This is a genomic window from Leuconostoc miyukkimchii (assembly GCF_019656055.1).
Taxonomy (GTDB): Bacteria; Bacillota; Bacilli; order Lactobacillales; family Lactobacillaceae; genus Leuconostoc; species Leuconostoc miyukkimchii.
The window spans coordinates 170,257-186,870 of record NZ_BPKY01000001.1 but is presented as its reverse complement, the minus strand read 5'-3'; the positions used below and the strand labels follow the sequence as shown (position 1 = coordinate 186,870).

Below are 16,614 nucleotides of genomic sequence, written 5' to 3'. Positions count from 1 at the left end.
AACTATTTTATTTTTTGAGTGACAATATGCATCAAGCTTTTGATACCTAACACAATATTGATCATTTCTTTCGTATATTTTTATCTGATATACATGTCAAAATTATTCAACTAAAGACAAAAACCAATAACTGATGTAATATCATATATTGGTTTTTATTTTAAAATTTATTTTAATTCAAATGACTGGCTGTATATTAAGCACTATATTGCCCTTGAATCCGTCAATAAATTATTCTTTATTGTTACGCCTTAATTTTATGAGTGAAGTCAAACCAATTGTCAAACCGATGACTAATTCTAAAATGACATTATTTGCTACTTGATTAGTAGTGCCAGTATTAGGTAAAACTGTATCATCACTATTTGATTTGCTTTTTCTCAAAGTTTGATTGGCATTAACATTCGACTTTTGCTTCTTTTCAATTATCAGCGTTGGGTTATTTTGAATATCACTAATAGTTTTGTCATGTTTTGACTTTGAATTGTGAACACTTATTCCAGGTACATGAGTGGCATCGATGTTTATCTTACCCTGATCATAAGCACTATTCACTTCATCTGCGTTTTTAGCGGCATCAATCGCAGTTTGTCCAGTTGTTAATGCTTGATTGGCATCGCTAATCTGCTTTTGCTTTTCTGCTGTTGTCAACGTTGGGTCATTAGCGATATCGTTTACGATTTTGTCGTGTTCGGCTTGCAAGTTTTGCTTTTGTACTGACTTTTGATCTTCAAGACTCGTGCCGGGTACATGACTAGCATCAATGCTTGTCTTGCCTTGGTCATAAGCACTATTGACTTCATCGACATTTTTAGCTGTATCAATTGCAGCTTGTCCAGTTGTCAAGGCTTGATCTGCATCACTTGTTTGCTTTGCTTTTTCAGTCGCAGTTAACGTTGGATCTTTAGCGATATCGTTTACTATCTTGTCGTGTTCAGCTTGCAAGTTTTGCTTTTGCGCTGACTTTTGATCGTCAAGTTTCGTGCCAGGTACATGACTGGCATCAATATTTGTCGTGCCTTGGTCATAAGCTGTGTTAATTTCGTCAGCTGTAGTTGACTTGTCGATATTATCTTGTCCAGTCGTTAACGCTTGATCCGCCTCGTCCGTTTGCTTTTGCTTTTCTGCTGTTGTCAACGTTGGGTCATTAGCAATGTCATTGACTATCTTGTCGTGTTCAGCTTGCAAGTTTTGCTTTTGCAGTGACTTTTGATCGTCAAGATTCATACCAGGTTGATAAGCATTATCAATTGCTATTTTACCTTGATCATAAGCGCTATTGATGTCATCGGCATTTTTAGCCGCGTCAATCGCAGTTTGACCTGCAGTTAATGCTTGATCGGCATTGATTGTTTGATTTTGTTTTTCTGCCGAAGTTAACGTTGGGTCGTTAGCAATGTCGTTTACTATCTTGTCGTGTTCGGCTTGTAAGTTTTGCTTTTGTGCTGACTTTTGATCGTCAAGTTTTGTCCCAGGTACATGACTAGCATCAATATTGGTCTTGCCTTGATCATAAGCACTGTTGATGTCATCTGCTGTAGTTGACTTCTCGACATTATCTTGTCCAATCGTTAACGCTTGATCTGCATCGCTTGTTTGCTTTTGTTTTTCTGCTGAAGTCAACGTTGGGTCGTTAGCGATATCATTGACTATCTTGTCGTGTTCAGCTTGTAAGTTTTGTTTTTGCGCTGACTTTTGATCGTCAAGTTTTGTGCCAAGTACATGACTAGCATCAATATTGTTCTTACCTTGATCATAAGCACTGTTCACTTCATCTGCTGTAGTTGACTTGTCCACATTATCTTGTCCAGTTGTCAACGCTTGATCTGCATCGCTCGTTTGTTTAGCTTTTTCTGCCGCAGTCAACGTTGGATCGTTAGCAATGTCATTGACAATCTTGTCGTGTTCAGCTTGCAAGTTTTGCTTTTGTGCTGTTTTTTGATCATCGAGACTCGTGCCAGTTTGATAAGTATTATCAATATTTGTCTTACCTTGGTCATAAGCGCTATTGACTTCATCGGCATTTTTAGCGGCATCAATCTCAGTTTGTCCAGTCGTTAATGCTTTATCCGCATCGCTTGTTTGTTTAGCTTTTTCAGCCGCAGTCAACGTTGGATCATTAGCAATCTCGTTGACTATCTTGTCATGTTCGGTTTGCAAGTTTTGCTTTTGTGCTGACTGTTGATCGTCAAGCTTCGTGCCAGGTACATGACTAGCATCAATATTAGTTTTACCTTGGTCATAAGCACTATTGATGTCATCGGCATTGTTAGCAGCATCAATTGAATTTTGTTCGGTCGTTAACGCTTGATCTGCATCGCTGGTTTGTTTTGCTTTTTCAGTCGCAGTCAACGTTGGATCGTTAGCAATATCGTTTACTATCTTGTCATGTTCAGCTTGCAAGTTTTGCTTTTGTGCTGACTGTTGATCTTCAAGTTTCGTACCAGGTACATGACTAGCATCAATATTTGTCTTACCTTGGTCATAAGCGCTATTGACTTCATCGGCATTTTTAGCGGCATCAATCGCAGTTTGTCCAGTCGTTAATGCTTTATCCGCATCGCTTGTTTGTTTAGCTTTTTCAGCCGCAGTCAACGTTGGATCATTAGCAATCTCGTTGACTATCTTGTCATGTTCGGTTTGCAAGTTTTGCTTTTGTGTTGACTGTTGATCGTCAAGCTTCGTGCCAGGTACATGACTAGCATCAATATTTGTTTTACCTTGGTCATAAGCCGTATTAATTTCGTCAGCTGTAGTTGACTTGTCCACACTATCTTGTCCAGCTGTCAACGCTTGATCCGCATCGCTCGTTTGTTTAGCTTTTTCTGCCGAAGTTAACGTTGGATCGTTAGTAATATCGTTTACTATCTTGTCATGTTCAACTTGCAGGTTCTGCTTTTGTGTTGACTTTTGATCGTCAAGATTCGTGCCAGGTACATGACTAGCATCAATGTTTGTCTTACCTTGATTATAAGCACTACCAATTTGATCAGCAGTTGTTCCCTTGTCAATTTCAGCTTGTCCGTTAGTTAATGCTTGATCTGCATTGCTTGTTTGCTTTTGCTTTTCTGCCGAAGTCAACGTTGAATCTTTAGCAATGTCGTTGACTATCTTGTCGTGTTCAGCTTGCAAGTTTTGCTTTTGCAGTGACTTTTGATCGTCAAGATTCATACCAGGTTGATAAGCATTATCAATTGCTGTTTTACCTTGATCATAAGCACTATTCACTTCATCTGCCATAGTTGACTTGTCGATATTATCTTGTCCAGTTGCTAATGCTTGATCCGCATCACTCGTTTGCTTTTGCTTTTCTGCTGTTGTCAACGTTGGATCTTTATCAATGTCATTGACTATCTTGTCGTGTTCAGCTTGCAAATTTTGCTTTTGCAGTGACTTTTGATCGTCAAGATTCATACCAGGTTGATAAGCATTATCAATTGCTGTTTTACCTTGATCATAAGCACTATTCACTTCATCTGCCGTAGTTGACTTGTCGATATTATCTTGTCCAGTTGCTAATGCTTGATCGGCATCACTCGTTTGCTTTTGCTTTTCTGCTGTTGTCAACGTTGGATCTTTATCAATGTCATTGACTATCTTGTCGTGTTCAGCTTGCAAATTTTGCTTTTGCAGTGACTTTTGATCGTCAAGATTCATACCAGGTTGATAAGCATTATCAATTGCTGTTTTACCTTGATCATAAGCACTATTCACTTCATCTGCCGTAGTTGACTTGTCGATATTATCTTGTCCAGTTGCTAATGCTTGATCCGCATCACTCGTTTGCTTTTGCTTTTCTGCTGTTGTCAACGTTGGATCTTTATCAATGTCATTGACAATCTTGTCGTGTTCAGCTTGCAAATTTTGCTTTTGTGTTGACTTTTGATCTTCAAGCTTCGTACCAGGTACATGACTGGCATCAATGTTTGTCTTCCCTTGATCATAAGCACTATTCACTTCATCGGCGTTTTTAGCCACATCAATCGCAGTTTGTTCTGCAGTTAATGCTTGATCTGCATCGCTGGTTTGCTTTTGCTTTTCGGCCGAAGTTAACGTTGGATCGTTAGCGATATCATTGACAATTTTGTCGTGTTCAGCTTGTAAGTTTTGCTTTTGTGCTGACTTTTGATCGTCAAGTTTTGTCCCAGGTACATGACTAGCATCAATATTGGTCTTGCCTTGATCATAAGCACTATTAATGTCATCGGCATTTTTAGCGGCATCAATTGCATTTTGTCCAGTTGTCAAGGCTTGATCTGCATCGCTGGTTTGCGTTTGCTTTTCGGCCGAAGTTAACGTTGGATCGTTAGCGATATCATTGACAATCTTGTCGTGTTCGGCTTGCAAATTTTGCTTTTGTGCTGTTTTTTGATCGTCAAGACTCGTGCCAGGTACATGACTGGCATCAATGTTTGTCTTCCCTTGATCATAAGCACTATTCACTTCATCTGCCGTAGTTGACTTGTCGATATTATCTTGTCCAGTTGCTAATGCTTGATCGGCATCAGTCGTTTGCTTTTGCTTTTCTGCTGTTATCAACGTTGGATCGTTAGCAATGTCATTGACAATCTTGTCGTGTTCAGCTTGCAAATTTTGCTTTTGTGCTGTTTTTTGATCGTCAAGACTCGTGCCAAGTATATGACTAGCATCAATATTATTCTTACCTTGGTCATAAGCACTGTTCACTTCATCTGCTGTAGTGGACTTCTCGACGTTATCTTGTCCAGTTGTTAGCGCTTGATCCGCATCGCTTGTTTGTTTAGCTTTTTCTGCCGAAGTTAACGTTGGATCATTAGTAATATCGTTTACAATTTTGTCGTGTTCAGCTTGCAAATTTTGCTTTTGTGCTGACTTTTGATCTTCAAGTTTTGTTCCAGGTACATGACTGGCATCAATATTTGTCTTGCCTTGATCATAAGCGCTATTGATTTCATCAGCTGTAGTGGACTTGTCCACATTATCTTGTCCAGCTGTCAACGCTTGATCCGCATCGCTCGTTTGTTTAGCTTTTTCTGCCGAAGTTAACGTTGGATCGTTAGTAATATCGTTTACTATCTTGTCATGTTCAACTTGCAGGTTCTGCTTTTGTGCTGACTTTTGATCTTCAAGACTCGTGCCAGGTACATGACTAGCATCAATGTTTGTCTTACCTTGATTATAAGCACTATCAATTTGATCAGCAGTTGTTCCCTTGTCAATTTCAGCTTGTCCGTTAGTCAATGCTTGTCCAGCATCCCCAGTCTGTTTAGCTTTTTCTTCTGTCGTTAATGTTGAATCATTAGCGATATCATTTACAATTTTGTCATGCTCATCTTGAAGGTTTTGTTTATATGTTTGTTGGTGTATAGCTGGATTATATTGAACAATGCTATTTGAAGCGGCGCTTTTTTGCCCTGAACTATTATTAGTAACTATGGCCGTATATTGTTGATTTAATACAGCAGAATTATCTAAAGGTAAACTCCAATTGTTATTTTCATCTACTACAGTTCTACCTACTAATATATTTTGTCCTTGATCGTTTGTTTGGTAAACATTAACAGTGTCGCCTTTTAAAATTGTTCTGCCACCAGTGCTTGTGTCACTTTGTGAAACTTTACCTGAAATAGCATTTTGACCTTCACTTATAGCATTAATACTTGGAATACCTGCTGGGGTGACATCTATAAAATTAATACCGTTAAAGTTTAAAGAACCACTGCTTTGAGTATAAGTACGAAATTCTATTAAATAATTGCTATCTGATGTACTTGTAAAGTCCATAGTGTGATTACCATCACTTGGTGCCATCCAAGAGCTCTTATACGAGACATCTTTTCCGTCTATAGTAGCTGTTAATCCTGGAACAGTTGAATTTGTAAAGTCACTTGGTTTTACAATTCTAAACTTCATCAATAATTCTTTTGAATTTGTGGGGTATTTTGTACTGAATGATAATTGATATCTATCACCTGATATCAAATTATCTGTCTGTGTCGCAATACTAGCAGCTTGACCACCATTGTTAGTCTGCTTAACAGTCATACTACTATTACCGTTAGGCTTATACCTTGCTACATCCATATCTTTAGTTTGATAATAACCATCAGTTCCTGGCGTGTCTGATAACGCTCTTTGTGTATAAACATCTCCCCGTTTTGTTGCCGCAATCCAACCATCAAAATTATTTAAATCACCATGTGGTAATATTGATGGATTAATATCATCATCACTAGTGGTTGCCAGTAAATTAGTTGCCGCTAGTCGTTGCATTAATAAATTAGTACTTTTTTGATTGTTATCAGTATCTGCTATGTCTGTTTGCGCCAAGTTATTAACTGGCACTGTAATTTTTGTATCTTCAGAATTCTGACTATCATTCATTGATGTTACAGGCTTTGTCACATTTTTGTTTTGATTATCATTTACTGGTGGCGTTGAACTTGCAATATCTTGATTTTGGCTATCATTTGCTGGTGTTGTTGAATCTGCAACGTCTTTGTCTTGGCTATCACTCGTTGGCGTTACAGCTGTTTTTAAATCTTTGTTTTGATTATCGTTTGCTGGTGACGTTGAACTTGCAATATCTTGATTTTGGCTATCATTTGCTGATGTAGATGAATTTGCGACGTCTTTAGTTTGATTAGTACTCGTTGGCGTTGTGACCTGATTTACCTTTTGTTCCTTAGCAGCCGGAGTAGTATTGTCGCTTTCTGCTTGATTTTGATTATCATCAGTTGCATTTTCGTCTAAATTCTGACTATCGTCACTAGTACCAGGAACGTATTGATTATCAATATTAGTAATACTAGCAGATTGTATATTATTAATATCATCTGGTGTAGTAGATTGGTCAACATTATTTTTAGCCTTCGTAGCAACGTCAGCTACGTTTTGACCCTGTTTAGTTTTATCATCTGAAGACAGTTTGGCGTCATTATTAATATTAGCAGTGATTTTGGTAGATTCGTTATCAATAGTTTCTTTTGCAGCTTGCTTTTGAGCATCGGTTGCTACATCAGTAGGCTTTGCCGTTGCTGTTACTGTGGGATTGTTTTGATTTGCTGTTGTGACATCCGCACTCACAGAAGTGAAAGTTGATACCATACTAAATGTGATACCAGCCAAAGCTGTTACCCAAAACTTACCATCTTTGTAAAGCTTATAATGCTTATTTTCATTCTTCTTTAATAACTTATTATTATTTTTATCAAGCATAATTACTCTTCTCCCCAATCCTTATTTCTCACGCCTCTAATTTATTATTTACTCTTATAAACTAGTAAACAATTTGTAATACATATGTTTCTTGTGCATAATTAGTTTTCCTTTCATGTTAAAATGATTCTAAACTGAGTCTATCACATCATTTTTTTCAACATTTATCACAAAATAACTTTTTTATATCAAAAAACAACTGATTTAACTGTTTTTCATAAAAGATACAAATTTTATTGCTATAATGAAAAAATCAACGTACTAAATTTTAGAGCTGTTGATTTAGTATGATCTGTTCGGGGGAGGGGGAACATTATGGATAACTTAATACTATTAGCTAAATTATTTGATGGGTCTGTTTTATTACTTGATCCACCACACAATCAAACTTATTACAGTGACAGCATTAATTCGCAACAAAAAGTAGATATTGACAAACTCACTCGAAAAATTAATCTTGTGAAAGTAAAAAATATATATGAGATATTCATTTTTACAAGTGGTTTTGTATTACGAATAAAAATATCAAAAAACACAACAATTTTTTTTGTTGTGTTTCAGCAAGAAAATTTAAATTTTTTCAGTCTTGAAACTAACCTAATACGCATCATGAGTGATAAAAAAATTTTGTGTCAAGCACTCTATGCCGCTTATACAAAAAAGCAAACACCAAGAAAACAAATACTTTTTCGAAAATTAGACACTGATTTTTCAACTAATTATGATTTACTTCTTAACGACCACAGATTAGGGGACATATCAATTATAAGCACTAACTTAATGATGGCGATTAATGATTCAGATGAAAAATCATTTAAAATTTTTTTAAATCAGTTTATTAATTTGCCCATTAATGGTAAACGTTTATCATATGGCGACTTAACACGTGGTGAAAAAAACGTATTAATTAGCTATGTTTCAATTATTCATCGTAATATTATTACACACGGTTATCCCACTAACCTCTCTCTTAAATTACAAAGTGTGATTGTCAATAAAATTGAATTATCATCACATTTTACAAACCTAAAAAAAATACTGATAGACTTAGGATGGTTATACTTTAGAGAGATGAAAAAATTTAATCAAAAGCACGGCTTACCTACTGCAGATATAATTAAAAATTATATTGACGCACATACAAATCAAAAGTTGACGTTAAACGATATTGCCTTCACACTGACTATACCAATTAATAATTTAAATCCTATATTTAAAGAAAAATATCATGAATCAATTAAATCCTATATTATTCATAGAAAAATAGAAGAAGCAGCCCAGCTATTGATCAATACCGATTTATCTATTAGTGATATTGCAGAAAATTTAGCATTTGCAAGTGTCAGCCATTTCACATCTTCATTCAAACACGCCAAAAATATCACCCCAAAAAAATATAGAAATAGGCTTGGTATTTCTTAATTATAAAAGCGTTTGCATTGTCTTTTGACAATGCAAACGCTTTCTACTTACAATAAATATAATTCAATTTTCGTCAGTCATTCGTATCGTTCAAACTCAAACCCGTCAAAAATCCCCGCAAAGCTTCACGCCAATTTATAATCTCAAAACCCGTAGCTTTGGCTTTATCCAAACTCATCACGGAATGTCTTGGTCGGTAAGCCTTTTGTGGAAATTCCGCACTCGTTACTGGTGCCACCTCAACTGTTGTATCTTTTAAGATCTCCCGAGCAAAATCAAACCAAGTCGTCGTGCCCTCATTTGACAAATGATAAATACCATAATTTGCTTTCACATCAACGAGATGAACCATGAACTCTGCCAATGTACGGGTCCAAGTTGGTCGGCCTAACTGATCATTAACAACTGTTAACTTGGGGTGTGTTGCAGCTAATCGTTGCATCGTGAACACAAAGTTATTGCCGAACTCACCAAATACCCAACTTGTACGGACAATATACGCTGCTACACCACTTTCAATCACGGCCAATTCACCAGCTAATTTAGCGCGACCATAGGCGTTTTGCGGATTAACAGCATCTGTCTCATGGTATTCATCATTACTCGTGCCTTCAAACACGTAGTCCGTTGAAACAGCAACCAACTTTGCGCCAATTGCTTTGGTCGCATCCGCAACATTTTTAGTACCGTCAACGTTGACTTGCCAATTTAGCGCACGCCCATCATCTTCAGCTAAATCAACTTTAGTGTAAGCAGCAGCGTGTAAGACAACATCTGGTTTTTCTTGTTCAAAAACGGATAAAACGTTCTCGCGATTCGTGATATCAAGTTGCTTTGAGTCAAAAGCCACAAAATCTAATTGCCGTTCACGCAATAACTTTTGTAATTCTTGCCCTAATTGACCATTCGCACCTGTGATTAAAAATTTCATTTACATTCTCCCTGATAGACAAAAAACTCACATGTTGTGAGTTTTAATTTATTGATTATTTTGTGCGTACTTAGCTTCAACGTCATCTTTTTCAGCTTGCCACCATGATTGATGTTCGTCATACCACTTAATTGTATCAGCTAAGCCAGCTTCAAAATTAGTGTACTTTGGTGTCCAACCCAATTCTTCACGAATTTTTGTGGCATCAATCGCATAACGCAAATCATGTCCGGAACGATCTTGAACAAAGTCAAAATCATCCTCGGCCTTGCCCATGTCTTTCAAAATAGCACGCAATACTGTGATATTATCTTTTTCACCATCGGCACCAACTAAATAAGTTTCACCAATTTTACCCTGTGTCAAAATTGCCCAAACTGCGGTCGCATGGTCATATGTATGAATCCAATCACGGACATTCTTACCATTACCGTATAACTTTGGCTTAATGCCACTGAGAATATTTGTGACTTGTCTGGGGATAAACTTCTCAATGTGTTGATATGGGCCATAGTTATTTGACGTGTTAGAAATAGTTGCTTGTAAGTTAAATGAACGGACCCAAGCGCGAACTAATAAATCAGAACCGGCCTTAGTTGATGAATAAGGACTCGATGGTCGATACTGTGACTCTGGGGTAAACTTTTCGCCAACGCCCTCACCATGTTCTGGTAAATCTTCACGCAATGGTAAATCACCATAAACTTCATCAGTTGATACATGGTGGAATCGTTTATTGTACTTGCGCGCTGCTTCAATTAAAGTGTATGTGCCAATAATGTTAGTTTGCAAGAATGGCGATGGATCTTTCAATGAATTATCATTATGGCTTTCGGCAGCATAATGGATAACCGCATCCGTTTCAGATACTAACTGGTCGACCAGTGGTGCATCGGCAATATCACCAACAACGAGTTTCACACGGTTTTCTGGCAAACCAGCCAAGTTGGCTTTGTTACCAGCATAAGTTAATTTATCTAAAACAGTGACAAAAACATCGGGATGTTCCTCAACCAAGTAACGGACAAAGTTGGCACCAATAAAACCAGCACCACCAGTTACTAAAATATTCTTATATTCAGTCATGCATATTCTCCTATTTACAGTTGTTCACTTTTTAACGGTACGACATCTTTTAACAACGGATGGTTTTTATCTGCATCGCTCACTTCAGCGTGTTCAACATCATCCCATGTAATACCCAAAGCAGGATCCGCATAGTTAACAAAAGCGTACTTCGGCTTAAGGTCTAGTGCCCAATAATCATTAACCAAGTATGAATAAGATACTGTTTCACTCAAGACTTGAAAGCCATTGGCAACCCCACGTGGGACATAAATACCTTTGCTGGCATCAATGACAGTCTGATAAACATGACCAAATGAATCACCTTCACGTAAATCAACCCAAGATCCTAAAACACGACCGTTATCAGCCACTGAGATATATTTATCCCATGGTTCTGCATGTAATCCACGTAACACACCTTGACGTGATAACGACACGTTGTTTTGTAGCTTATCATCTTTAAAGAATGCTTCAGGAAAGCCTAAAGGTAACATTTTTTCTTTTTGAAAATTCTCTTTAAACCAACCACGATTATCGCCGTGAACAGGAATATCAAATTCAATCATTCCTGGAATGGCAGTGATTGGACGCCCTGCTAATTCTTTTTCGAAAAAAATCTCAGTCATAAAACCCTCCTTTTATTCTCTATTCATCAGCAATGTTTAACAAAAATAACTCTTAATTATTTTTAATTGTACTAACTCAGTCTACTTAACTTATACAATAGGCTATTTCTAGAATAGAAGCAACTTTAAAGTTTGCTTGTTTTTAAATTATATGACAATCAATTTAAATTTATAACCTTGATAAATCATTTAAAAATCGACAAACTCTACCGAAAATAAACAATCCAGTAATTAACTATGTGCAATTAAAAAGCCAATAGCAGATATATTTATCTGTTATTGGCTAATTTTAATTGTTAACTATTCAATTACTTTTTAAATATTATTCGAAGAATCGCACGGAACATTAAACGTCTCTTATCACGATTTATTGCTCTTAAATCAATATTTTTAACAACTTCATGAATGCGTTGACTAGCATTTTGATCCTCAAAAGCAAAATATCGTTTCTTGTTTTTTAATTCTTCTTCACTTAATTGGTACTGTCTACTGATTACAGTTTCCAAGCTGTCTATTAGATTCTTTATGACCTTATTACCAAATGGTACTTGATTTAAATCAATATAACTGCCCACTTCTTTTTCATATCTTTGTTGATCAAACATATCAAAAATAACAGGTATCTCTCGATAATAGGCTTCCCATGATAACGATGAGTAGTCTGTGATTAGTACCGCAACAGACGACATGAGCTCATTTAGTGGCCCATCTTCATCTGTCCAAAGCTTAATATTTAATATTTCATTATCGTTCAATGCTGCATGCATTTTAGGATGCATCATAACTACAATTTGCTTATCAAGATTCATTTCTTTAAGTGAACGAATGGCTACTTTAATTGACAAAAAGTATTCCGATTGCACAAATGTTGCATCATCAACATCATCCAACCAAGGTCTCCAAGTGTAGAATAATAATACTTTATCTCTTAAATTGGTCCGTTCTTGTTTTAAATCAATTAAATCCCAACGCGCCAATCCAGTAATCGGTGCCCGCTCAACATCGTATTCAAGCTGTTGAGTCACAATGTCTTGTTCGAACTGAGATGACGTTATTAAACGAACTGGAGCAGTGAGTCTATCACCATAAAACAAGTTGTCAAGCTGTTTAAAACCTAATACACCATGTTGTAAGAAAACATATGGTTTTGTTCTTACAACATTAGCCGTGAGACCCATGTTTTCTCGCCAAAAGTACGCGTGCCCAGGTGTTTCCGAGCTAATAAACAAATTTGATCTTATTAATAAATAAAAGTGTTTGAGACTACCATGTATAACAACATTAGATAAACCTTCCAGTTTTGTATAATCTGGCGATTCCTTTTTTATAATGAAATAATTTTTTTCGTTTTTATAGAATCTATTCACATAGTTAAAATATGAAAACGCAGACTCTTGTGCTCTAAAACTCAATTTTTCAAAAATTAAGTTTGGACGCCTGAAAGGAAAACATATATTTACTATACTGGCTAATACCGTACCAAAGAACTGCTTATATCGCATTTTTTTTGTAAAACCGTTATCTGATCTATAAGAAAAAGATAGGTATCCTTTTTTTGTAGCAAACGGATACCAAATCATACCATTTTCTAATTTGGTTTGATATTTATAAGAGAAAAAAAATAATAAGAAAAAATAACTAAATGATAAACGGTATCGCTTATATTCTCCATTTTCTAACCTATATGCATCAGAATATACAGGTCGCCATGCTAATTGTCGTTGCAATTTTTGACGATTATTTTTTCTCAAAGAAAAGTCATTATTAACCCTAGTAATATCTGTGGTATGCCTACTTTTAATATAAAAACTATTTTTTTTCGTAAAAATCATCTATTAATTGCTTTCTTATTAACAATAATTTTGCTATATGTGCGTCCAATATTAGTAATCGAACTATTGTATTTCCAAAATTTTCAGCCATCGTTCTAGAAATATTTTATCTGAATATTCATTGGCCCTCGATACTATATCTTCTAATAACTTCGGCTTTTCAACCGCCTCAATCATACATTGAGCAAGTGACTCTGGTGTTCTTTGTTGTGAAATAAATCCTGCAGAGTTTCCTAAAATTTCCTTCGGACCAAAATTAACATCATAGCTTACTACCTGTGTTCCATTAGCTATACTTTCTAAAACATTTAAAGCAAATGCTTCATAGTTACTAGAAACAATAGAAAAGTCTGCTCCCTGGTATGCGTGATTAGGATTATCAGTATAACCGTGGAAAATAACACTATTTCCCAAATTTAGAGTGTTGGTCAGTTGCTCGAGATTTTCCAAATTATCGCCGTTTCCATAAATATCAAGAACATAGTCTGAATATATCTTTTGAAACATACTGAAGGCAATAATTCCCTCTTCAATATTTTTTTCTTTAACTAATCTAGAAACAATAACCGCATGATGTGTATTTCCAACTTTTATAGGTTTCTTATTCGAAATTGAATGTGGAATAACGTATAATTTATCTTCCTTATGAGGTACTTCGCCAAGTATAACCCTTTTCTGTTCATTGGTTAACACAATAATATTTATATTTTCATCAGAGTTGAGTAATGATTTATATGATTTTTTAATACCAGAATGATAATCTGCTGGATCTTGAAGATGGGTACTGTGTATTTGAAAAAACTTATCAACACTTTGATTTGTATCCAACAGTGGTTTATCAAGTAAACGTGCATCATTAATGACTTTTTCATTAGGAAGAAATATTTCATCAAAAAAGAATTTAAAAAACTGTTTTTCGTTTTTAAAAATTAATTGCTTTTTTAAAAAAAGAACAACTTCTGATTTTTTATTATTAACAAATTTAAAGCTAACAATAGTTTCAAAATCATTTTTTAAAATATCATCACATATGATGTTCCATGTACCCTCAACATAGGTTCTTTTTTTACTAACCTGGCCTTGGTCGCTCACATAATATCTGTATTTTGGTCGTTTTTGACTTATGAATTCATCAATAAGAATTATCTTATAATCGTTATAGCGAAGCGAAAAAATACGTTTACTCGTATTTTTATCATAATAATCCATATTTTCATCACGTTTAACGACATCGTAGTGATCAATATTCCCAAATTTTTGTTGAATAAATAAATCAACATTATTTTCTTGGATATCGGTTCCTTTGAAATAATCAAAGATATTTAAAAAAGATACATTCTTACTAACATAATTACGTTCAACTAGTGAATTAATTATACGTGAATAATTTTGATTGAAATTCGTAGTAATTATGCGAACATTAATGCCAAATTCATCAAATAATCGTGCGCGCTTTAATAGTGATTGTGTTCTTCCACCAAAATATTCTGGGACTGTGGAAGTTAGTATACTAACTTCTTTCTCATTCATTTTTCCCTCTCCTAAATAACAACTGATTATTCTACCTTTGATACGTGCTCAGTTGCAAGGCTTTTTTTATTTAAATCTTTTTTAATTTGTGTCGTTGAAATTTCTGGTGTTCGCTCTAAATAAACAACCTCTGCATCTGTATCTTCTTGAATGAAGTCGAATTGTCCTTTCCAGTCATCACCCATTACGAACGTATCAACTTGATACAAATTAACATCTGTAACTTTTTGATCCCATGCCTCTTCTGGAATTACCAAGTCAACATATCGTATTGCCTCTAGTAGTTGCTTTCTCTTTTCATAAGAAAAATATGTTTTCTTCTGTTTTGAGTTCCAATTAAATTCATCTGTTGACAAAACAACAATCAAATAGTCTCCCATTTCTTTTGCGCGTTTCAACAGGTTAATATGTCCATAATGCAACATGTCAAACGTTCCGTATGTTATTATTCTTTTCATGATTTTTCTCCTTTGAAAAACTTTACGCTATCACTTATACATATAACAGGAAAAATTAACCATATCTAATGCAATAAGTGTTAAAATTCAGCAACTATTAATTATCAAACTTATAACTCAATCCATTTCTCCAATTTTTATAAAAAAGCATATTTTTTGGAATAACACACTTGTTTACCATTAACATTTTTTTAATCACTACATTTCTATACTCATATTCAACATACACATCTGTTAATTGATTAGTAGTCGCTAATTGTGTTCGCACTTTTTTCATATCCATCATTAATCGATTTTCATGAAAAAGATATTTCACAAAATTTGAGTCATCATAACGATTCTGAAAAATTATAAATGTTTTCCCAAAATGTTCGTTACTTTCAAAAGTTACTACATTTGAGTTTTCTATTTTAAATTCAACAAAATTGTTTTTTGAAAACTCTTTATTAACATGATCAATATATAAAATTTCTCTTAAATTTGATGAAAAAGGCTGAGTTGAATAAAACGATGTCCATTTATTAATATTTTTTTCTGCGAATGACGAAATACTAATTAAATCTTCTATATCATAATTTTTAAGTAAGGTTTCTACTGTGACACGAATATCTCTAGATGGAATAACTTTTAACCAAGAATCAACATTATATTTAAACAATATTTTCCTATACTCGGATAGATACATTCCCTGTTTAGCCTTATCATCCCAAATTATTTTAAACGGATTTGACTGACTCTTATAGTTAAACAGCCTCTCAAATGCTAATGCTTTTAATCTTGAAGAGTGGCTAGAAACAGCCGATAGAACAGATTCTAAGCCACGTAAACGTTCTGGTAAATCAATTGTTCTGTTCGTCAAATTGTCCATTTCTTCATCATTATTTCGCAAAATATAATGTGGCGTTTCAGCAACACTAATGCTATTTTTATTTGAGTATCCTAAATACTCAAATAAAAACGTTGCATCCTCATACATCATAAGTTTTTCAGGAAATCTAATATTATGTTGAGTGATTATATCATGGACGAATAACTTACCCCAAGGTCCAACAGTGCTCAACAAACTATTTTTTTCAATATCAGCATCTACGACATCCCCATTTTTAGCAAAATATTTGGCATAGTTTCTCTTCAGGGCCACATACTGTCCTAAAATAAAATCACTATTCCAATGTTTTGCCTTAGAAATTAAAATTTTAAGTGAATTTTCACCTATTAAGTCATCAGCATCTAAGAAAAATATATATTTCCCAAGTGCTTCATCTAACCCTGCATTCCTTGCTCCACCTGGTCCTCTGTTTTCAGATAGAGCAATTAACCTAATTTCTCTATTTTTATCGTTCGTTTTTATATATTCTGATAGATATTTTAGAGATTCATCCGAACTTGCATCATCGATAATAATCAACTCTTTACCATCAATTTTTTGGTTTAAAAAAGATTGAATTGTGGAATTAACTGATGGAATACCATTAATTGTTTTTTTTGTAACATTATGCGTAGGCATAATTACAGAAACTATTTTGTCAACGTTAACCATAATGAGCTCT

9 protein-coding genes are annotated in these 16,614 nt (G+C 34.9%); 1 reads left to right on the top strand and 8 read right to left on the bottom strand.

Going from position 1 to position 16,614, the window contains the following annotated elements; genetic code table 11:
• Positions 1 to 231: 231 nt before the first annotated feature.
• Positions 232 to 7,197 (bottom strand): DUF1542 domain-containing protein, encoded by a 6,966-nt coding sequence (locus K5Q13_RS00840; protein WP_220738881.1) that lies wholly within the window; start codon positions 7,195 to 7,197, stop codon positions 232 to 234.
• 315 nt (positions 7,198 to 7,512) lie between these two features.
• Between K5Q13_RS00840 and K5Q13_RS00835 the strand changes: the two genes are divergently transcribed.
• Positions 7,513 to 8,619 carry an AraC family transcriptional regulator gene (locus K5Q13_RS00835; RefSeq protein ID WP_220738879.1) on the top strand — a complete coding sequence of 369 codons (1,107 nt, stop codon included), beginning with the start codon at positions 7,513 to 7,515 and terminating at the stop codon, positions 8,617 to 8,619.
• Between the two features lie 73 nt (positions 8,620 to 8,692).
• Here the strand turns inward: K5Q13_RS00835 and rfbD are convergent, their stop codons facing one another.
• The 7 genes from rfbD to K5Q13_RS00800 all read right to left on the bottom strand — a co-directional run bounded on the left by rfbD (position 8,693) and on the right by K5Q13_RS00800 (position 16,604).
• Positions 8,693 to 9,550, bottom strand: a complete 858-nt coding sequence (gene rfbD, locus K5Q13_RS00830; RefSeq protein WP_220738877.1) for a dTDP-4-dehydrorhamnose reductase — start codon at positions 9,548 to 9,550, stop codon at positions 8,693 to 8,695.
• Between the two features lie 48 nt (positions 9,551 to 9,598).
• The gene (gene rfbB, locus K5Q13_RS00825) at positions 9,599 to 10,636 is read right to left on the bottom strand and encodes a dTDP-glucose 4,6-dehydratase (protein WP_220738875.1); all 1,038 of its coding nucleotides are present in this window, start codon (positions 10,634 to 10,636) and stop codon (positions 9,599 to 9,601) included.
• A 14-nt stretch (positions 10,637 to 10,650) separates the two neighbouring features.
• On the bottom strand, positions 10,651 to 11,244 hold the full coding sequence (locus K5Q13_RS00820; protein WP_220738873.1) for a dTDP-4-dehydrorhamnose 3,5-epimerase family protein: 594 nt from the start codon (positions 11,242 to 11,244) through the stop codon (positions 10,651 to 10,653).
• 308 nt (positions 11,245 to 11,552) lie between these two features.
• A complete protein-coding gene (locus K5Q13_RS00815; protein ID WP_220738871.1) occupies positions 11,553 to 13,076 on the bottom strand; it encodes a CDP-glycerol glycerophosphotransferase family protein in 1,524 nt (507 codons plus the stop codon).
• Positions 13,077 to 13,139: 63 nt separating this feature from the next.
• On the bottom strand, positions 13,140 to 14,606 hold the full coding sequence (locus K5Q13_RS00810; protein ID WP_220738869.1) for a glycosyltransferase: 1,467 nt from the start codon (positions 14,604 to 14,606) through the stop codon (positions 13,140 to 13,142).
• Between the two features lie 26 nt (positions 14,607 to 14,632).
• Positions 14,633 to 15,064: a glycerol-3-phosphate cytidylyltransferase gene (gene tagD / locus K5Q13_RS00805; RefSeq protein WP_220738866.1), complete on the bottom strand. Its 432-nt coding sequence runs from the start codon at positions 15,062 to 15,064 to the stop codon at positions 14,633 to 14,635.
• Positions 15,065 to 15,161: 97 nt separating this feature from the next.
• Entirely contained in the window at positions 15,162 to 16,604 is a 1,443-nt protein-coding gene (locus tag K5Q13_RS00800; RefSeq protein WP_220738864.1) for a glycosyltransferase family 2 protein, read from the bottom strand.
• Between the last annotated feature and the right edge of the window lie 10 nt (positions 16,605 to 16,614).